We start from the raw sequence: 19,818 nt of genomic DNA, 5'->3' as shown, positions 1-19,818 counted from the left end.
GGAAACCATCAATATCAAATAACTTATTAAGCTCGGCCTTAATTAAATCTAAAACAAACCCAAATAGTCCTGAAGATTGAAATCTGAATTTAAAAATCATGAACAAACAACTCTACTTATTACTTTTTGCATTTTCACTTTGTATCCCATCTATTGCCCAAAACGAAACACAACATTGGGAAACTTATGCCCAAAACTCCAAAATCATAAGGGATCAATGGGGAGTTCCCCATATTTATGGTAAGACAGATGCTGATGCTGTGTTTGGGATGATATATGCCCAATGTGAAGACGATTTCAACCGGGTAGAAACAAATTTCATTAATGCCATGGGAAGAATGGCTGAGGTAGAAGGTATTTCGCAGCTTTATGTTGACCTGAGAATGAAGCTTTACATTGACCCGGAGGTGGTCAAAAAAGAATATGAAAATAGCCCACAATGGCTTAAAGATCTAATGGATGCTTGGGCAGCAGGAATCAATTACTTCCTCCACACCCACCCTGAAGTTCAACCAAAGCTTTTGACAAAATTCGAACCTTGGATGGCTCTCACTTTTAGTGAAGGAAGTATCGGTGGTGATATTGAGACCATTTCACCAAATGGTTTGAAGTTATTTTATGGTGAAAAATCCCATGCTTATTTATCTTATGTTGAAAGGGATTGGGAAGAAGAACCTCGTGGCTCCAATGGTTTTGCAATTGCACCAAAGTTGACACAAAATGGAAAAGCCCTTTTGATGATCAACCCACATACTTCCTTTTACTTTCGCCCAGAGGTACACGTAGTCAGCGATGAGGGGCTCAATGCTTATGGAGCTGTGACTTGGGGTCAATTTTTTGTATATCAAGGATTCAATGAATACAATGGCTGGATGCATACATCAGCAAAAGCTGATGCTATCGACCATTTTGCCTTGACTGTAGAGAATCGAAAAGGGAAATACCACTATAAATTTGGAAATAAATGGAGACCCTTGACAGAAAAAAAGATCACTGTCAAATACAAAGAAAATGATCAAATGCTTGAGCAGGAGTTTACAGCATTTTATTCCCATCATGGACCTGTAATTCGTGAAGAGGATGGAAAATGGATTGCGATAGCTTTGATGGTAGAAAGAGAAAAAGCCCTTACCCAATCATACAAAAGAACCAAAACAAAAAACCATGCTGAGTTTCATGCCAACATGGATCTCAAAACAAATTCTTCGAACAGCACTGTGTATGCAGACAGGGATGGAACAATCGCTTATTATCATGGTAATTTCATTCCGATAAGAGACCCCAAATTTGATTGGCGAAATGTGGTTGATGGTAGTAATCCCGCAACAGATTGGAAAGGTCTTCACGAAGTAGAAGAAATGCTCTATATCAAAAACCCAGAAAATGGTTGGATTCAGCATTGTAATTCTGACCCTTTCAATGCTTTGGGTAAAGATAGTCCAAAACGGGAAGATTATCCTGCTTACATCGCTTGGGATACTGAAAATGCAAGGGGATTAAATGCTGTGAGGATTCTTTCTGATTTAAACAACCTTACCCTAGAAAGTTTGATCACAGATGTCGCTTATGAGCCAACATTGATCGCATTCGAACCAATGATTCCTACTTTGGTAAGAGCATTTGAAAACTTACCCGACAATGACAAAAGAAAAAAAGAGTTGAAAGAGCCTCTTTCGGTTTTAGCTAATTGGGATTTGAAAACAGGCATCAATTCTGTTGGAACTTCTTTGGCTGTCTTTTGGGGAAATCAAATGATGGCAGAAGGTCGAAAAATGGAAAAATCATGGGACACTTACATTTTTGATTTTTTGGCAAGTGAAACAGACAATGAACAAAAGCTAAATGCATTTGAAAAGGCTTTGGAAAAACTAAATGAAAACTTCGGAACATGGAATACGCCATGGGGAGAAATCAACCGATTCCAGCGTGTAAATAATGATATACAGGGCAAATTTTATGATGAATTGCCTAGCTTGCCTATTGGATACAACTCTTCCTTGTGGGGTTCACTTGCCGCTTATGGCAGTAGAGCTTACCCAAACACCAAAAAATGGTACGGAAACGTCGGCAATAGCTTTGTGGCTGCCGTAGAATTTGGCGAAAAAGTAAAAGCAAAATCTCTTCTAGCAGGTGGTCAAAGTGGAAATCCATTTTCCCCGCACTTTGTAGACCAAGCAGAAATGTACAGCAAGGGGATTTTTAAAGATGTAAACTTTTACAAAGAAGATGTTATGAAAAATGCGAGAGAAATTTATAAACCAGGGAAAGTTAAATGAGTTAAGAGTTGATTGAGATATTTGGAGATTGGTTGATTAAGTTATTGGGGACGGGCTTTTGCGCCCCAGATCTGATCTGTTTAAAATTTATTCTATCCCCCTTTGAAGAATAAAAATTAGTGGATCGATAACTTCTAATTTTGAAGCGAAAAAATCATTTGAGTTAGTTTTTATGATTACCTCTGGCTTGCAGCTCATTGCAGATGCATATTGCAATCCATCTTCATAATCTGGCCAAAAATTGTAAGAAATTCCCTTGAGAGTTTCAGGTTCAAAACTACCAATTTCTAATAATTCTAGATAGGCATTCGCCCTATTTGATGCAATTTTAGAACTAGCATATTATTTTACACTAGGTCTCAGACCCGTATCTTTGGGTGATTTTATTTTATCCGATAGAATCAATTCTCTTTCATTAAATTTTTTCAATGAAAGCAGATATTTCTCCACCAATGAACTCACACTGGTATTGTTAGCTTTTGCAAATGACTTAGCCCACTCGATTAGTTCCTGATTGTCAATACTTAAAGTTAATTTAGACATAAGTATCAATATTAAAAATTTTCACAACAGTATGCGTGCAATAATTTAAAATCAAAAACTCAAGGCCATCGATTTGGAACCGTATGAAAATTCAAAACTCTGTTGGCTTCCTCAATTACGGCTGGATGTTTTTGAGCTTGCCAAATTTGATCTCTGGCAAATTTTCCTGACTTTTCTAAGTCAACGATTGGAAATGGATAGTCTTCACCCAATCTAAACCCCATCATTTCCTGCTCAATCTGGGTTATTTTCCAAGGTTCATGAATCAATGAAACTGGTACTTTCAGCAATTCTGGAACCCATTTTTTGATAAATATAGCATCAGCATCATGATCTTCAGATTGCTTGACTGGATTGTAAATTCTAACAGTATTGATACCAGTCACCCCCGCTTGCATCTGAAGCTGTGGGTAATGAATTCCCGGCTCGAAATCCAGAAACTGCCTTGCAAGAAAATCCTTTCCAACCCTCCAATCTTGAAAAAGATGATGCGTCAAAAATGATACAACCATTGCCCTCATTCTGAAATTTAAATAGCCCGTTTCTCTCAAGCACCTAATGCAAGCATCCACAAGGGGAAAGCCAGTCCTACCCTCCTCCCATGCTTTTACTTTTTCAGTATCCAAAGGTTTTTGCATAATTTCAAAACCTATATTGACATGTTCCTTCTCCATCCTACATTCCATCTCAAATTTTTGGATAAAATGGCAATGCCACCTTAACCTAGATTGAAAGTTAGTGAGATTTCTAACTTGAAACCCTTCTTTCTTTTTCGCTTCTGCGGTTTGATAAACTTGTCTAATGGAAAGATTTCCCCAAGCAAGATATGGCGAAAGCCTGCTACAGCCCTTTCTGCTTAGTTCAGGTTTGGAAATATGCTTATTGTAATTTTTTACTCTTTCTAGAAAAAATGAATGAAGATATTTGTATCCAATACGCTCTCCTCCTTTTTGCATCAAAGGATTGATTATCTTCCAAGATTCAGGTAACATTTCGGAAAGCAACTTCTCTTCTATCTTTTTGGAAAGTGTATAAAATATTGCCCTCTTCAAGTCAGGGTCTTGTGTAGGTAGATTCATCATTACATACCAATCTTGAGACCAATTTGTCCTACTTTTTCGACCTCTTTTTACCCCTTGCTGAGCAAATTCTATCCATTTGATCCCAATTTTTTGAAAGAGTTTTTTAATTCTTAAGTCTCTTTCAAAAGTAACTTTGATACCTGTCTCTGTATGTGAAAAAACAGATTTTACTTGATAAAACAAATTCAATTTTTCAAAAAAATCAACTGGATTCATCAGATATACATGAATCTGGGTGTCATAAATTTCAAGTTGATGGTTCAAATCCTGCAAGCTTTGATAAACAAATCTCCAATGTCTGTCATCACTTTGTGGCGCAACTATCAGTTCAGGTTCAAAGAAATAAACCATGATGATGGGCAAACCAGCATCAATCGCTTTTTTCAATGGCTCGTGATCTCTAAGCCGTAAGTCACGCTTGAACCATACAACATTTACTTCTTGCATGATCTGAAAACATTTGTGACTGATCAAAGTTTTTTTATTATGAACAAATTTTCAAATTTAGAAGAAACTGACATCGATAGAATCATAGAAATGGCCTGGGAAGATCGAACCTCTTTTGATGCTATTGAAAGACAATTTGGTATTGTCGAAAAAGATGTGATAAACATCATGCGTCGAGAAATGAAACCAAGCTCATTCAGGATGTGGCGCGCAAGGGTACAAGGAAGAAAAACAAAACATGCCTCAAAATCACCTGAAGATGTAAATCACTTCAAATGTGCCCAACAAAGAACGATCACACTCAACAAAATTAGCAAAAGATGAAGGTGATGTTAAATCAATAGGAATATCCGCCATTTTGTAAGTTCAGTATGAAGAAAAATTGAATATTGCTGTTAATCAACACAAGCTATCAGCAGCAGTTTAAAAATAGTAAATACACGTGTCTCGTATGGCAGTCTACTGAAATTCAAATTATATTTACAACAAGATATTTTCTGGCTACATACAACTGAATAGATGGTTACACTTTTTTAAAATCAAAAAAAGGTAAAAACAACTAGTTCTTTACCTTTCTCCTAGATATTAATTTTCCTAAACTAAGGATAGCATATCTATTATAAACACTTTAAGTTAGGCTATATCATATGGCCATCCAGAAATACCGGAAGATAAATTATAGACATTCTCAAAACCATTTTCTGTCATTACTTCACAGGCCTGACCACTTCTATTCCCACTTCTACAGTAGAGATAGTACTTTTTGTCTTTAGGTAGATTTTTGATTTGATTTAAGAATCCCGGCCCCATGATATCAATGTTTCGAGCACCTTTGATTTTACCTGATTGAAATTCGCTGGCTGTCCTCACATCAATTATGACAGCATCTGAATTAGACAATCCTTTTTTAAATTCATCAGAATTCAAATCTGAATATAATTTCGGCTTTGATTTAAAGAAATTAAACATGTTTCTATAAGTTTTATTTAATCAAAAATACGCTTAACCAAACTATCATAAAGTAACAACTGTCACTTACCTAGATTAGCATCATATTTTTTGGCAGCAAACTTTCTAAACCTATTGATAATCAACCGAAACAATAAAAAGAATGGTAGTCCATGAAAGAAAAAATCAATCCAATCCAATGCTTCCATACCATTAGCTCCTCCTAGGATCCACCTTACTTTACCAAAAATATGTGGTTCTGGAAAAAACGGAGCCAAACCAAGTGTTAAGCAAAGTATTGCGACAAATTTCCAACTATTGAGAGATGTTTTCATTATTTTTTTTTGTGTGAAATGGATAAATTGTCTGATACCAAAATGTTTTAGGGAAGCTCTCCATCCCCTCAAATCCCAACGCTTCATTTTTTCCTTCATTTGGTATATAAGCAGTACCAAAAAGATAATCCCAAACACTAAGAGTCAAGCCATAATTCACTCCATTTAAACCTTTTGGGAGGTGCTTAGCATGATGCCAAATATGCATGACTGGATTATTGAAAACGAACTTTAGTGGACCGTAAGTAATCCTGAGGTTAGCATGATTCAAGTGCCCAATAGCAGTTGTGAATATATGGACGATAAAAAAATCGATTAGTCCAAATCCAATCATTGCCAAAGGAATGTACTGTACAGTTTTGTAAATGATGGTTTCCATCCAATGAAACCTAAGATGCGCAGCAAAACCCATTTCTTCTACAGAATGATGCACTTTATGAAATTCCCAAAGTGCTGGATACTTGTGCAAAGCTCTATGGACATTCCACTGCATAAAATCTGCAACAACAAACAAAAGTAAAAATTGTACCCAAGTAGGCCAAGACTCTACTTGAATAGCAACAATATTCTCTACACCAAGTGAGCCTAATAGATCATTGAATAATTCCACCGCAACATTAGATATTGCATTGTATGCAATCAAAGAGAATAAAAAGAAATTAAAAAACATGTAAAAACCGTCCAACCAAAAATCTTTTCTCAGAATCGATTGGTTTTCTCTCCAAGGAAAAAAAATCTCCAATAACCAAACAAACACAGATAAACCAAATAGCCACCAGAAATAATTCAAAAATGACGGATACAGAATTTCATTTTTGAGGTAATCAAAATACCCAAAGTAAGCATTATAGATGATGTCAATATATTTTTGCATGCTTTCTATATATTTTCGGAAGCCAATAGACTTTTTGATTTGATGACCAAAAACAGGTGAAAAGATTAGTTGATGGATTTTTATTTTTGGTTATACTCATTAATTGCTGCTCCCATATCAATCACTTTGACCCCATCTAGTTTTTGATGAACTATGCTACTTCCTATTGCAGATCTATATCCTGTGCCACAATGTACCACAATAGGTTTGTCTTTAGGAAGTTCATGTGCTCTTTGTATCAATTCAGGGAGCGGAATATTTATAGCGTTTTCAAACACCTTATTTTGGTTCACTTCGCTTATATTCCTTACATCCAAAATTATATAGTCATCTCTATTTGTATCAAAAGCCTCTTTATCAAAAATAGTCATTTGATCTCCATCACTATCAGTGTAAATAAATGCACCCTCAATAAAGCTTTCATAGCCAATTTTGGTTGTTTTTGAAATCATGTCTTGCAAAGCATCTTCTGAAGAAGCCACTAGATAAAAAGTTTTCATTGGTGCAACTGTACTTCCAAGCCAAGTTTCAAACTTTGCCCCATTCATGATATTTATCGCGCCTGAAATATGGCTAGATTTAAAATCCCTTTGATCTCTTCCGTCTATGATGATTACTCCATCCTCAGTCGCTGAGTTTTTTGGTAACAATTTGACAGTAGATTTTGCTATTTCATAGTTTTCTGCACCCACTCTATTTACTTCTACATTGTATGGGAAATACTGAGGAATAAATGGCTGATCTTCGAGCAAAACTGACACAAATTCATCTTCAGTCATTGTTTGAAGCGCATAGTTAGAGAGCTTTTCTTGACCTATTGTACTCGCTTTTTCTTGACTCAAAGATTTTCCACAGAGTGACCCAGCGCCATGTGCTGGATACACCAAAACTGAATCGTCCAAGGTCATAAGTTTTTCCCTCAAGCTGTGATACATCATTTTTGCCAAATCAATTCTTTGGCTTTGGATACTTCCAGCTTCTTCTCTCAAATCAGGTCTTCCTACATCTCCAATAAACATCGTATCTCCTGTAAAAACTGCTATATCTACACCATCCTCTTCGAGTACCACAGAAATACCGTCAGGAGAATGACCTGGGGTAAACAATGCTCTAAGCAAAACACCATCTGCTAATTCAATATCACTTCCCTCATCAAATGGAATAAAATCATATTGTACATTGACAAGTTTACTTATATAAATTGGGGCTCGGGTAGTTTTATTTATCTCTAAATGAGAACTTACAAAATCAGCATGAGGGTGTGTTTCAATTACCCCAATTATCTTAGCATCTTTTTCATTGGTATAATCATAATACTGCTGAGGATTTCTCCCCGGATCTACCAATATAATATTTCCATCAGAGTATATTGCATAACTAAAATGTGCCAACCCATCGTCTTCAAACTGCTTAATTTCTGATTTTAGTGGACTTCTTCCAGGTACAAGATCTTTAAATTGTCCATATGCTGATAATACAGAAGCAGTACTTATGGTTACTAATAATAGAAAAAAGAAATATTGTTTCATCTGTTTATTTATTTCAAAGGTCATATTGATTACAAAAGTCTTGTTCTAATAGTTGCCAGACTAGAATTTTTTTGTCAGAATAACACATAGCAATTACTACTCTACGATGCTGTAAATGAATATTTTGAATTCAGCTGCTATCGATAGTCTACCGTCGACGATTTCAGAATGTTTTCGTGAAAATTCATATACTACAGTAATTGCCAATAATTAAAATAGACATATATTCAAATTTTGAAATCCAAATTTCCATGTCAAAACTAGGTAATTTAATTTCCATTAGATGTGATTTAAGTTACATTCATTTAGATAACATTTAACAATTTCTTAAAAGAAAAAAGAGACCTTCTTCTGCTGATTCGCTTTAAATCTTCTTAAATTAGAAACTTAACGACCAGCAATTATGAAGATCTTAGTCCCTACCGATTTTTCCGAAAACGCCAATAATGCACTAAGCTTTGCAAAAAAGATTAGCACCGGCAGAAAAGATGTCCAAATCACACTTTTGTTTGCCTATTATGCTGTGTATGATTTTGCTGCACATGCAATAGAAATAGTAGAAACAATAGAATCAGACTCAAAAAAAGCCATGCAAAAAGCCGTAGAGCAAGCTAAGAATGAAGGAATATTCATTGATTACCAAATAGTGCAAGGTACGGTAGCTACAGCAGTAACTTCAAAGGCATACAGAGAAGATTACACCCTTATAGTGATGGGGACTCAAGGTGCTTCAGGTATAAAAAAGAATTTGATAGGTTCAAATACAGCCCATGTGATCAAAGATAGTCAAGTTCCAGTTCTTGCGATTCCTGCAAAATCGAAATTGGCTACAATAAAAGAAATTATAGTAGGCTTAGAACTGGATGGAAAAGAAAAGCCTTTTTTAAAAAAACTTGTTGGTTTGACTTCTTCTCTTGGGTTAAATTATCATTTTTTCAACTTGAAATTAACTGAGGAAAATGAAGGTGTTAGCTCTCTTAATGAATTTCAGGAAAATTTTAAAAATGAATTTCCCGACATAATTTTTAATGCAGAACAACGTAGTGCGAAAAGTGTATTGGACGGGATTTCAGAACAATTAAATGAAAAACCAGATAGCATGCTGGTTATGTTTTATAAGAAAAAATCATTCTTTGAATATATGTTCAATGCTAGTGATTCTATAGCTATGGCATACCATAGCTCCGTACCATTATTAGTACTAAAATAGCGAAATTTGATTTATCAAATTAGTTCATACTTAACTATTATCATTTCATAAAAGTCTTTTTGTATTTAGGAATAAGACAATTGTATCTTATTTTTATATTGTATTTGTTGATGTTTATAATTTCAACTTGGTTAATTTTGTAATCTGTAGCTTGTCAAAAACATGAATTGGTGATCTTACAGGGACCACATCTAGCCACTTTTATGAATGAAGAAGAAAACATCGAAGAACTTAGTTCTAGAGATAAACTCAAAGAATCTAATACTAAGCTAAGGGCTATATTAGACAGCACTCCAGATTATATTGTTTTAATTAATCTAGAGTGCAAAATCTTAGCATTTAATAATATTGCATATGAAAATTGTAAAAAATTCCATAAGAAAATATTGGTTGAAGGAAATGATTTCAGAAATTACGTTTCTACAGATGTGCAAGAAGAATTCATTAAAAACTTCAACAAAGCATTAAAAGGAGAAAACAATAGATTTGAAAAGGAAATTGAAGTTTTATCTTCAGAAAAAATTTGGTTTGAGTTTATCTTTTACCCTGTTTTTGATGAAGAAAAACATCTGATAGGAGTAACTCTACTGATAAAAAACATAACATCATCCAAGAATCACATTGCCAAAATTGAAAATCAAAATAAACGCCTAAAACAAATTGCATGGATGCAATCACATGAAGTTAGAAATCCATTGGCCAACCTAATGGGATTGGTTAATCTACTATTAATGGAAAAAAACAACCTTGATTCTAACCAAATTGAAGAATTTTATTTGAATATCTTACAAGAAGCGCACAAGCTTGACCTTATCATTAGAAAAATCACAAGCTCTACAGAAGAAGATGAAGATTATGATTAGATTTTTGTAATCCTACTATCTATCCAATTTCTAATATCTTCTATTACTTTATCTTTTTCGTATTCATTGATCAACTCGTGATATAATCCTTCGTATCTGGTATAAGTTTTATCCTCTACAGTGACTTTTCTGAAAAACTCCTCACTTCCAATGGGATCTGTAAGTTGGTCCGCGGTACCATGAATCAATAAAACTGGATTTTTGAATCTCAACATGTTCGATTTTATACCTTTCATCATTCTGAGAAGCTCGTGACCTGTTCTAGCTGGGATTGCATCTGAATAAACCAAAGGGTCTTCATTATATTTCCTCACCTCTTCTAAGTCATGTGATATAGTGCTGCTATCGAGCTTGAAAGTCTTAAGTTTGGGGGTTAAAAAACTTACAAAAGAAGATACTTTAATCAAGAATTTAGAAATATTATCAGAAGGCCTTAGGGCTGCCGAACTTAAGATCACCCCTGCCAAATCAGGTTGATAATCAATACAATATTTAGCTACTAATCCTCCTCCAATACTATGTCCAAAAATAAATAAAGGAACATCTGCACAAAAAGTTTTGACCTTGCCTAGCAATGCATCAATATCTTTCAGATAATCTTCATGACTAGAAAAATAGGCTGTAGGCTTTGGCTTAGAAGATTTGCCATGTCCTCTTCCATCAAAAGTAAAGACAGCAATTCCAGAAGCAACCAAAATTTCCGCAAAATACTGATATCTACTACTATGTTCTCCCAAACCATGAACTAAAAGCAGAGCTGCTCGCGGAGTTTCTGGCATCCACGCTTGGAGGAAAAGTTTGATATTATCATGTGTGGTATAAGTTGTCTCTAGGTGATTCATTAGGGTTTATATTATAGAGTATTGATGTTGAATTAATGATTTTTTCTATTGATAAATGAAATATTAAATCCTGTCAGATTTCAGAAAGACCCTTTGGGATTGTTGTTTCTTTTATCGGCTTTGTTCCCCGGATAACAATCCTGGGTTCCAACACGACGGACGAGTATTCAAAGTTTAACTCCCGATACCGATGACCATCAGTATCGGGACAGGCACTTCGTAGTTTATATCATCCCTGCTTCTATCTCGCTTCTCGACCTTCGATAGCAATTCAAATGCCTCAAGATAATGGTGCGCGCTTGGCTATTTAATGAATATTCTCGTCTCTCGCATCTCGTCTCTCGTCTCTCGTCTCTTACTTCTCGTCTCTCGCCTTCTCACTTTCCTAATCTCAACGCAAAGCTTAGCCTGCCAGCTCTTTGTGTAATGGTAGGAAATCCACTACGGAATCCACTTCACATCTTTGAAGTTAGGTTTCCTTTTTTCCAGAAATGCATTTCTTCCTTCTTTTGCTTCATCAGTCATGTAGGCCAGCCTAGTCGCTTCCCCTGCAAAAACCTGCTGACCAACCATTCCATCATCTGTAAGGTTAAAGGCAAATTTGAGCATTTTGATAGATGTAGGTGATTTTGCCAGTATTTCTTGAGCCCATTCATAAGCAGTATCTTCCAATTCATCATGAGGAATTACTGCATTGACCATCCCCATTTCGTATGCTTCCTGCGCAGAGTAATTTCTCCCCAGAAAAAATATTTCTCTTGCTCTTTTTTGGCCAACCATCTTTGCCAAATAAGCAGAACCATATCCCCCATCGAAACTCGTCACATCTGCATCGGTTTGCTTGAAAATCGCATGCTCTTTGCTCGCCAATGTCAAGTCACAAACCACATGGAGTGAATGTCCTCCTCCTACTGCCCATCCTGGCACTACAGCAATCACAACTTTTGGCATAAATCTTATCAAACGCTGAACTTCAAGGATATTTAACCTATGATATCCATCTTCACCTACATAGCCCTGATGTCCCCTAGCACGCTGATCTCCTCCAGAGCAAAAAGCATATCCACCATCTTTTGGAGAAGGTCCTTCGCCTGAAAGCAAAACAACACCAATAGACGTATCCTCCATTGCATCGTAAAATGCATCATACAATTCACTTGTTGTTTTTGGACGAAAAGCATTTCTTACTTCAGGACGATTGAAGGCGATTCTGGCTACACCATCGCATTTTTTGTAAGTTATATCTTCGTATTCTTTTGCGGTTTTCCAGTTGATAGTCATAATTCAATTAATTTTTATTTTCATGCAAGATAACAGGCTTGCTCGAATTTTGTTGAATTTTGATAAAGGCATTACCTTGCAACATTCAAAAAAATATGGGACAAGTAATATTCAAAGATCAAATTTATACTTTTGAACAGATCCGATCTGGAAATTGGCAGCCGGATGATAAATACTTATCACAAAGCCTTCAGTTTTGCAAAGAATGGCTTGATGGAAAAACTGATTTTGAAATAAGCACTTCTGGCTCTACAGGCAAACCAAAATCAATAATTATCAAAAGGTCACAAATGGAGCTTTCTGCTGCGGCAACTAAAGCATTTTTTAAAATAAATAAGTCTCCTAAATTGTTGGTTTGTATAAACACCCAAATGATAGGTGGAAAAATGATGTTAGTCAGAGGACTATGCTGGGATGCAGACATTTATCTTATCACACCAGAGGCCAACCCTCTAATTGATCTTTCACTGCAGAAAAAAATTGACTTTTGCGCTATGGTTCCTTTGCAGGTGGAAGCATGTCTTAAAGAATCAATATCGACAACGAAACTTTCTAATATAGAAACTTTGATCATCGGTGGAACACCATCTTCTCTTTCCTTGATCCAAAAAATCAAGGCTGCAGGGATCAATGCCTTTCAAACTTACGGAATGACAGAAACTGTTTCGCATATAGCTTTGGCAAAAATAAATGCTTCTGAATTGATCTACCACACACTGCCGAATATCAAAATTGGAACTGATGATGCCAACAGACTTTGGATCGAAGCATCTATGGTAATAGAAAAAAGGCTCCAAACAAATGATTTGGTTGAAATAATAGCTGATGGTGTATTTCGATGGATTGGTAGAGCAGATTTCACAATCAATTCTGGAGGTATAAAGATTCAAGCAGAGGCGCTGGAAGCCGAGTTACAAAAATACATCAAGCCGATTTTTGGAGAGATAAATTACTTTGTATTTGGTCAAAAAGACGAGATGCTTGGTCAAAAGTTGGTCTTATTTTTGGAATACAAAAAGGACAACGAAAATAAGGTCCATGAATTGCTGGAGATTTTAAAGAAGGAGATGAAAAAGTACCATTGTCCCAAGGAAATTTTCATTCTTGAAATGTTTGTAAAAACACCTTCCGGAAAAATCAACAGAACAAAAACAGCTGAATTATGCTTTTGAATTTATTATTCTCGATTTTACTCATGATAGGTACAATTCCCGAACAAAGCGCCAATAACGAATTGACGCTTACGGTAGAAAACATAAAAAATTCAGATGGTGTCGTCAGAGTTTTGTTGTTCAAAGGACCCGAAGGATTTCCGGATCAACATCAATTGGCATTTCAAAATGCTTCCATTGTGATTGAAAAAAACAAAGCTGTTTATACCTTCAAAAACATTCCTGATGGTACTTATGCAATTTCGCTTTTTCATGATAGCCTAAACACCGGAAAGCTTAGAACTAATGCGCTTGGCATTCCAAAAGATGGCTATGGTTTTTCAAACAATGCATCAGGGATTGTGGGTGCTCCAAGTTTTGAAAAAGCGTCATTTAAACTTACCGAAAGTGTAAAACAGATCACTATTAAGTTGAAATAGTATTACTTTTAGTGGAAATTTCACCCTTATGATTTTATTAGATTACCCATTTGTTTCTGATTTTCTATTGGAAACTATAGAGCAATTTCAATTTCCAGTAGTTGCAACAGCAGAAGCCAAGGGATTGGCAAAAAACAGAAATATCAATTGGATCTCTGAGGAAGCCGCCAAATCTCAAATTCAAGAAAATGAAGAAACTTCTATCTATACAAATTCGGAAAACTCTATCAGCTGGGTTCAGCGAAATGCAAGTGGTACAAGATTCCCTGATTTAATTGAGCTTTTCAAAAATAAATTCAAATTCAGGCAATTGATCAAGGATATTTACCCTGATTACTTTTTTCAGTCAGTTCCATTTAGTGATTTAGAATCCTTGGATGTTTCAGAATTGAAATTCCCTTTGATTGTAAAACCTGCCGTAGGTTTCTTCAGCATTGCTGTACACAAAGTAGATGATGCAAAAGAATGGCTTCAAACAGTAGCTGAAATTCAGCAAGAAATCAAAAATACACAAGCCCTTTATCCAAAAGAGGTGATTGACAACACTGATTTTCTATTGGAGGAATACATTCGAGGAGAAGAATATGCTTTTGATTGCTATTTCGATAAAAATGGCGAGCCTGTTATCCTGAATATTTTACACCATGTATTTATCTCCGAAAAAGATGTCAGTGACCGCTGGTATTACAGTTCTGAGGAAGTCATCAATCAACTTCATGATCCATTGATAGCCTTTCTCAAAGCTATTGGAGAAAAGAAAAAAATCGAAAATTTCCCCTTACACATTGAAATACGTGTCGATAAAAATGGAAAAATCACACCTATAGAAGTAAATCCAATGCGGTTTGGAGGTTGGTGTACTACGGCGGATTTGACTTGGTTTGCATATGGGGTAAATTCTTATCAATATTTCTTTGAATCGAAAAGACCTGATTGGGAAGCTATTTTCCAAAATAGAAAAGATAAAAAGTACAGTCTGATTCTCTTGGATAAAGCAGCTAAATTCAAAACAGAGGAGATCGCATCATTTGATTTCGAAGCGATTGCCAGAGATTTTGAAAACCCACTTCATGTTAGAAAATACCCCTTGAATAAATTTGGAGTATTTGGGTTTATGTTTACCGAAACGAGCAAAGCGAATGAAAAGGAATTGAGGGATATACTTCATGATGATCTGGGGAAGTATATTAAGCTAAATGAAAAATAAAGAAAATTTAAGAAAATCATACCCAGCGTAACAAAACTTAACACATCTGAAAACTAGCGTTTAGTTACTTTTGGGTATGAAAAATTTCATCTATTTACTTTCAATTTTCTTCTTGGCTTCTTGTGATCAGGATAACAAAAGAGAAAAATCAATTTCTTCAAATTATGAATTAGAAATCACGGACTCTATTAGAGTTGATTACCTTCAGCAATTGGCTATGGTGGATATGGAAAATGGTAAGTATTTAGCTAAAAGTGAAGATCTTTCCACATTTGTAATTTTTGATGATGATGGCGAAATCATCAATCAAATCGAACTTAAAACAGATGGTCCAAATGCGATACAGAGAACTGTTGGCGAAGGTTTTTTTGAAGGGGAATTCACCGTCATGGACAATCAAAAAGGTTTACTTCAATTTTCAAACGAAAGTGAGATTATAAAAACCCAACCATTGCCAGGAGATTACTTTTTTACTCATATTTATAATAGACCGGTTTTTTCTCTAGGAAAGAATCTTGCGTACTATCGACCAGAAAGAGACTTTAGCGACTGGGAAAACCCTGAACTATATTATAAGAGAAATTATAATTCACCGATACTTGAAGTCCTTGATCCTAAAACAAATGAAACGACATTAAAAATGAAGATACCAGAAACTTCTGTTTATAAAGATGGAGAGTTTCATTACATATTAGATCCGAAAATCATAAAAAAAGGTAAAACATGGTATCTAACTCTAATGGCTGAAATGAAATTCAATGTTTATGAAGAAAAAGGCGATGAATTGATTTTTAAAGAAAGCATCAATTTTAATCCTAAGGATCATATTAAATTCCCTAGCGTGAGTATTAAGAGTCCAATTGAAATATACAATAAACTTGAAACTATTGTCCCTGCAATGATTCTACAACTATATGGATTTGAAAATAAAACAGTGTTATTATACAGGAAAGGTGTTGGTGAAAACATTGTACAGCAATACGATCGAAACAATGAATCTGAATGGTTGGATTTTATAGGTTCCTTACCAATATATGCAGCTATTTTTGACACGAATCATGAGTTAATTCAAGAAGATATTGCTTTACCTTATGGATCAATCACTACTCCTGTATTTACAGAAGATGAACAAATAGTAGTTCAGAAAAACCAAAGATTATCAGGAGAAGAAGACTGGAACACTTATTACAAATTAAAATTGACTGAGAAAAAATAATAAAATAATTGAAATGAAAATCAGTTTCAAGAATATCCAATAGCACTTAAAACAAATAAAAAAGGCTGTCTCAGTTGATGAAACAGCCATTTCCAGACTTTATCTATTTCTTTCTCAGTTTTTATAAAAATCCCTGACAAAAGCTAGCAACTGATTGTCAGTCATTTTATCTGAATTTTGGACAGAAATCCATTTTTCTTTGAAAGCTTTGTTTTCCGCAATTCGATTTTTGAATTGATCCTTTGCAGTGCCTGGGCCAAATAAAAGTACGTCCTCAAATTTCCCAATTTTATCTTCGAGCATCTTGTAATATTCATTCAACTCATTTTGGGCAATGTTATTTTTGCGATATTCATTGTTGGAAAGTACAGAAGGATTTGGAGAAAAACGAGCAGTATCGCTTACTTCGCCCTCTTCTCTTTTTATTCTTTCGTGTGGAGAGATAAGAGATTCTATGAATGTAGCCTCACCATCTTGATAACCAATAAAATGCGCTTTAGACTGATCAAGCCATACTCCTACAGATTTATAATTCATCTTTTCCATATATAGTTTAGTTTATAGTATGAACGAATTAATATAAACATTTCTTATTATTATTCAAAAAATAATACGGATTAATCATGAAAACTACTGATTGATAAGAGATTTTCTTCGAAATAAATTATTGAAGGCAAAAATGAAGGTATTCTTACTCAAAATTCAGAATATGTTGAAAATAGACCTAAATTTGCAACAATGGACGAATCACAAGCTACAAGAGTCAATAAGTACCTCAGTGAAGTAGGATTTTGCTCAAGAAGAGGTGCTGATAAACTGATCGAGGAGGGAAAGGTAACCATCAATGGCAAAATCCCAGAAGTAGGAACTAAGGTAATGCCTGGCGATGAAGTTCGTGTGGATGGAAAACTCATAAGTCCACCTGATAATGATTTTGTATATATTGCATTCAACAAACCTGTAGGTATCGTATGCACCACGGATATCAAAGCGGAAAAAGATAATATCATAGATTATATCAATCATCCAAAGCGAATATTTCCAATTGGTCGATTGGACAAACCAAGTGAAGGACTAATATTGTTGACTAGCGATGGAGATATTGTAAACAAAATCCTAAGGGCAGGAAACAATCACGAAAAAGAGTATATCGTGACGGTCAACAAACCAATAACTTTTGATTTTCTGGAGAAAATGGCCAATGGTGTACCTATCTTGGATACAATTACTAAGGAATGTAAAATACGAAAAATAGGAAAAAACAAGTTTAATATCATCTTGACACAAGGACTCAACCGACAAATCAGAAGGATGTGTGAATATTTGGGTTATGAAGTAACTAGGCTCAAAAGAGTAAGAATTATGAATATCCAGTTAGATATCCCTTTGGGAGAATGGCGAGACCTGAGCAAAAAAGAAATGGATGAAATCAACGGGATGTTGGCCAATTCCAAGAAAACATTTGAGATATGAGACTCAAGATATGAGATGTGAGAAGTGAGACGGAGATTTGAGAAGAGAATGGCAGGAGATTCAATATAGACAACCCTGAAGGGGTTAAAGCTTGAGTAGCCCCATATGAAATGCGGGGAATTTGGAAGGAATATCCTTCATGGTATTAACAACCCCGAAGAGCCTGTCCCGAGAATCGGGAGGTTGAACTTCTTCAATTCATAAAGAAAAAGTGTCAAGTAAAATCAGGACTAGACAGAAGCAAGATTTAAGTAACGAGATGAAAACCAAGAAGTTCCTGTCACGATACCGATGATCGTCTGTATCGGGAGTTAAACTTTGATTAACACAGTGATTTGAAATTCGATATCTTACAGACGGGAGACAAGTTCGGTGATATATTTAGGAACAAGTTCAAAGATTAAAAAAAGGTCAGGACATGGCTAATGCTTCCTTCACACTATACCTGTCCCCTATCTCAACCCTATAAGTTTAAAACCTTCAAATTGATCAATTACTATAAACAACCAAAAATATCAAACCTAACCAACCTTACAATCAAACTAAATATGCATTTAAAAAACGAAGACCTAGTAAGAATTGAAATTGATTTTGAGTCAGGAAGCATTCCTCCTCCATTTAGTCATAGGTTTAAATTAAAAATCAGCTTTGAGAAAAATTTTCTCAATACTCAATTAGACCTTGAATATACCCATCGTGAGGAATTGACTGAAGAAGAGATTCTTGACGAAGGTTTTTCGTTGGATATGGACTACAATTACGTTGGTGAATTGCATAATGCATGGGAGAAACCCCTCAAATCACTTTATTTAACCTCGAAATGGTCCAATAAAAAACTGGATGAAGACGAAGGAGGTGTACGTGTATTGGCAAAAGATCTTCATGGTAAAATCACTCGTACTATTCCATTGAACCAAGAAGAATGGCAGTACTTAGCCCAAGAAATCATTCAAGCGATTTACGAGACAAGTAAAAAGGAAGCTCCATTAATCATAAATTTCTTAAAAGTAGATAATGATAAAAGCTTGGAAATTTCTTTAACGATGAAATTTTCTATCAGAAAAGCATTAGCAACCATCAACGGACAGGAGAAAGAACTGAATTGGGAAAAAACAAAAGAATTATTATCCTATGTGTTTTTACCCGATTATGACTATGACAAGGCCAGAGAGGTCAAACCAAGCAAAAGAGGAATTTATATAGATTGTGGCGATGGTTTTTGGCATGAATTTGGGAAAGGTATTTATAATATAGATTCTTCTTACGATGCAGTCTCGAAAATCAAAGAAGGATTTTTAAAACTATAACCAAGTACTATTATTATGAAAAAATTAAAATCTATTAAAAGCATTTTTGCTCAAGTATTAGGAGCTGTATTTTTGTTCAGCTGCGCTAGTTGGAATAATACAGAAAAAGGTCTTGCTGTCGGTGGAGGTACCGGAGGAGCAATTGGCGCTGTAATTGGCAATAAAAGTGGACAAGCAGGCAAAGGCGCAGCAATCGGTGCCGTAGTAGGTGGAGCAGCTGGTGCGGCAATTGGTATTTACATGGATAAGCAAGCCAAAAAAATCGAAGAGGAAGTAAGAGATGCAGAGGTTGAAAGAGTTGGTGAATCCATCAAATTGACTTTTGATTCTGGCATTTTGTTTGGTTTCGATTCTTATTCATTGACTCCTGCTGCGCAAGATAACATCATGAAATTTGCTGAAATTTTGAAGGAGTATCCTGATACAGATCTATCTATCGAAGGTCATACAGATAATAGAGGAGCTTATCAATACAATCTTGGTCTATCGGAAAGAAGAGCTGCTTCTGTAAAGAACTATCTAAAAATGCAAGGCATTGAAGATGATAGAATGGTCACAATTGGTTTTTCATTTGACAAACCAATCGCAACGAATGAAACTGATGAAGGAAGAGCAAAAAACAGAAGAGTTGAAATCTTAATTACTGCCAACGACGAATTGGTTGATAAAGCAGAAAAAGGAGAAATTAAGGACTAATTTGAACTTCTACTCAAACAAAAAAAGCCAGCGAAAGTTGGCTTTTTTTTTGTCATTTCGACTTTACCTCACATTTGGGAGGCACAGGGAGAAATCTT

At 35.3% G+C, this 19,818-nt stretch carries 20 protein-coding genes; 11 read left to right on the top strand and 9 right to left on the bottom strand.

Translation table 11 applies throughout. The features are described from left to right. Positions 1-98: 98 nt before the first annotated feature. On the top strand, positions 99-2,276 hold the full coding sequence (locus MM213_RS03745; protein WP_241410167.1) for a penicillin acylase family protein: 2,178 nt from the start codon (positions 99-101) through the stop codon (positions 2,274-2,276). A gap of 342 nt (positions 2,277-2,618) precedes the next feature. Here the strand turns inward: MM213_RS03745 and MM213_RS03740 are convergent, their stop codons facing one another. Together MM213_RS03740 and MM213_RS03735 are read right to left on the bottom strand one after the other, a co-directional pair. Further along, complete coding sequence (locus MM213_RS03740) at positions 2,619-2,819, bottom strand: DUF6364 family protein (protein WP_241410166.1); 201 nt, start codon at positions 2,817-2,819, stop codon at positions 2,619-2,621. A gap of 59 nt (positions 2,820-2,878) precedes the next feature. After that, positions 2,879-4,348 (bottom strand): cryptochrome/deoxyribodipyrimidine photo-lyase family protein, encoded by a 1,470-nt coding sequence (locus MM213_RS03735; RefSeq protein WP_241410165.1) that lies wholly within the window; start codon positions 4,346-4,348, stop codon positions 2,879-2,881. A 39-nt stretch (positions 4,349-4,387) separates the two neighbouring features. Here MM213_RS03735 and MM213_RS03730 point away from each other — a divergent pair, with 39 nt between their 5' ends. Continuing rightward, positions 4,388-4,672 carry a TIGR03643 family protein gene (locus MM213_RS03730; RefSeq protein WP_241273691.1) on the top strand — a complete coding sequence of 95 codons (285 nt, stop codon included), beginning with the start codon at positions 4,388-4,390 and terminating at the stop codon, positions 4,670-4,672. A gap of 309 nt (positions 4,673-4,981) precedes the next feature. Here the strand turns inward: MM213_RS03730 and MM213_RS03725 are convergent, their stop codons facing one another. The 4 genes from MM213_RS03725 to MM213_RS03710 all read right to left on the bottom strand — a co-directional run bounded on the left by MM213_RS03725 (position 4,982) and on the right by MM213_RS03710 (position 8,034). After that, entirely contained in the window at positions 4,982-5,317 is a 336-nt protein-coding gene (locus MM213_RS03725) for a rhodanese-like domain-containing protein (RefSeq protein ID WP_241410164.1), read from the bottom strand. A gap of 62 nt (positions 5,318-5,379) precedes the next feature. Further along, a complete protein-coding gene (locus MM213_RS03720; RefSeq protein ID WP_241410163.1) occupies positions 5,380-5,631 on the bottom strand; it encodes a hypothetical protein in 252 nt (83 codons plus the stop codon). Continuing rightward, positions 5,612-6,505, bottom strand: a complete 894-nt coding sequence (locus tag MM213_RS03715) for a sterol desaturase family protein (RefSeq protein WP_241410162.1) — start codon at positions 6,503-6,505, stop codon at positions 5,612-5,614. The genes MM213_RS03720 and MM213_RS03715 overlap by 20 nt, the downstream gene beginning before the upstream one ends. A gap of 80 nt (positions 6,506-6,585) precedes the next feature. Next, positions 6,586-8,034 carry an MBL fold metallo-hydrolase gene (locus tag MM213_RS03710; RefSeq protein ID WP_241410161.1) on the bottom strand — a complete coding sequence of 483 codons (1,449 nt, stop codon included), beginning with the start codon at positions 8,032-8,034 and terminating at the stop codon, positions 6,586-6,588. Positions 8,035-8,437: 403 nt separating this feature from the next. Here MM213_RS03710 and MM213_RS03705 point away from each other — a divergent pair, with 403 nt between their 5' ends. Both MM213_RS03705 and MM213_RS03700 read left to right on the top strand, forming a co-directional pair. After that, complete coding sequence (locus tag MM213_RS03705; RefSeq protein WP_241410160.1) at positions 8,438-9,244, top strand: universal stress protein; 807 nt, start codon at positions 8,438-8,440, stop codon at positions 9,242-9,244. A 203-nt stretch (positions 9,245-9,447) separates the two neighbouring features. Continuing rightward, positions 9,448-10,107, top strand: coding sequence for a PAS domain S-box protein (locus MM213_RS03700; RefSeq protein WP_241410159.1), 660 nt, complete (start codon positions 9,448-9,450; stop codon positions 10,105-10,107). Here MM213_RS03700 and MM213_RS03695 read toward each other — a convergent pair. Further along, on the bottom strand, positions 10,104-10,949 hold the full coding sequence (locus MM213_RS03695) for an alpha/beta hydrolase (RefSeq protein ID WP_241410158.1): 846 nt from the start codon (positions 10,947-10,949) through the stop codon (positions 10,104-10,106). The two genes, MM213_RS03700 and MM213_RS03695, sit on opposite strands and share 4 nt — an antisense overlap. A 441-nt stretch (positions 10,950-11,390) precedes the next feature. Next, entirely contained in the window at positions 11,391-12,230 is an 840-nt protein-coding gene (locus MM213_RS03690) for a 1,4-dihydroxy-2-naphthoyl-CoA synthase (RefSeq protein ID WP_241273698.1), read from the bottom strand. 95 nt (positions 12,231-12,325) lie between these two features. On the opposite strand from MM213_RS03690, the gene MM213_RS03685 reads away from it, so the two are divergent. The 4 genes from MM213_RS03685 (at position 12,326) to MM213_RS03670 (ending at position 16,244) form a co-directional block, all read left to right on the top strand. After that, complete coding sequence (locus MM213_RS03685) at positions 12,326-13,402, top strand: AMP-binding protein (RefSeq protein WP_241410157.1); 1,077 nt, start codon at positions 12,326-12,328, stop codon at positions 13,400-13,402. Then, complete coding sequence (locus MM213_RS03680; RefSeq protein ID WP_241410156.1) at positions 13,393-13,821, top strand: DUF2141 domain-containing protein; 429 nt, start codon at positions 13,393-13,395, stop codon at positions 13,819-13,821. Before MM213_RS03685 ends, MM213_RS03680 begins: the two co-directional genes overlap by 10 nt. A 28-nt stretch (positions 13,822-13,849) precedes the next feature. Beyond that, positions 13,850-15,028, top strand: coding sequence for an ATP-grasp domain-containing protein (locus MM213_RS03675; RefSeq protein WP_241410155.1), 1,179 nt, complete (start codon positions 13,850-13,852; stop codon positions 15,026-15,028). A gap of 76 nt (positions 15,029-15,104) precedes the next feature. Next, positions 15,105-16,244, top strand: coding sequence for a hypothetical protein (locus tag MM213_RS03670; RefSeq protein WP_241410154.1), 1,140 nt, complete (start codon positions 15,105-15,107; stop codon positions 16,242-16,244). Positions 16,245-16,358: 114 nt separating this feature from the next. Here MM213_RS03670 and MM213_RS03665 read toward each other — a convergent pair whose 3' ends face one another. Continuing rightward, on the bottom strand, positions 16,359-16,790 hold the full coding sequence (locus MM213_RS03665; protein ID WP_241410153.1) for a hypothetical protein: 432 nt from the start codon (positions 16,788-16,790) through the stop codon (positions 16,359-16,361). Between the two features lie 192 nt (positions 16,791-16,982). On the opposite strand from MM213_RS03665, the gene rluF reads away from it, so the two are divergent. From rluF to MM213_RS03650, 3 genes are all read left to right on the top strand, one after another. Then, positions 16,983-17,717 (top strand): 23S rRNA pseudouridine(2604) synthase RluF, encoded by a 735-nt coding sequence (gene rluF, locus MM213_RS03660; protein WP_241410152.1) that lies wholly within the window; start codon positions 16,983-16,985, stop codon positions 17,715-17,717. 548 nt (positions 17,718-18,265) lie between these two features. After that, positions 18,266-19,024 carry a hypothetical protein gene (locus MM213_RS03655; RefSeq protein ID WP_241410151.1) on the top strand — a complete coding sequence of 253 codons (759 nt, stop codon included), beginning with the start codon at positions 18,266-18,268 and terminating at the stop codon, positions 19,022-19,024. 15 nt (positions 19,025-19,039) lie between these two features. After that, on the top strand, positions 19,040-19,720 hold the full coding sequence (locus MM213_RS03650) for a YiaD family glycine zipper/OmpA-like lipoprotein (RefSeq protein ID WP_241410150.1): 681 nt from the start codon (positions 19,040-19,042) through the stop codon (positions 19,718-19,720). The last annotated feature ends 98 nt before the right edge of the window (positions 19,721-19,818 follow it).

Origin of the sequence: Belliella alkalica (assembly GCF_022549785.1) — a bacterium.
In the GTDB taxonomy this organism is placed as follows: domain Bacteria; phylum Bacteroidota; class Bacteroidia; order Cytophagales; family Cyclobacteriaceae; genus Belliella; species Belliella alkalica.
Note: the sequence above shows the minus strand (reverse complement) of the source record. Positions and strands in the feature narration are given on the sequence as shown.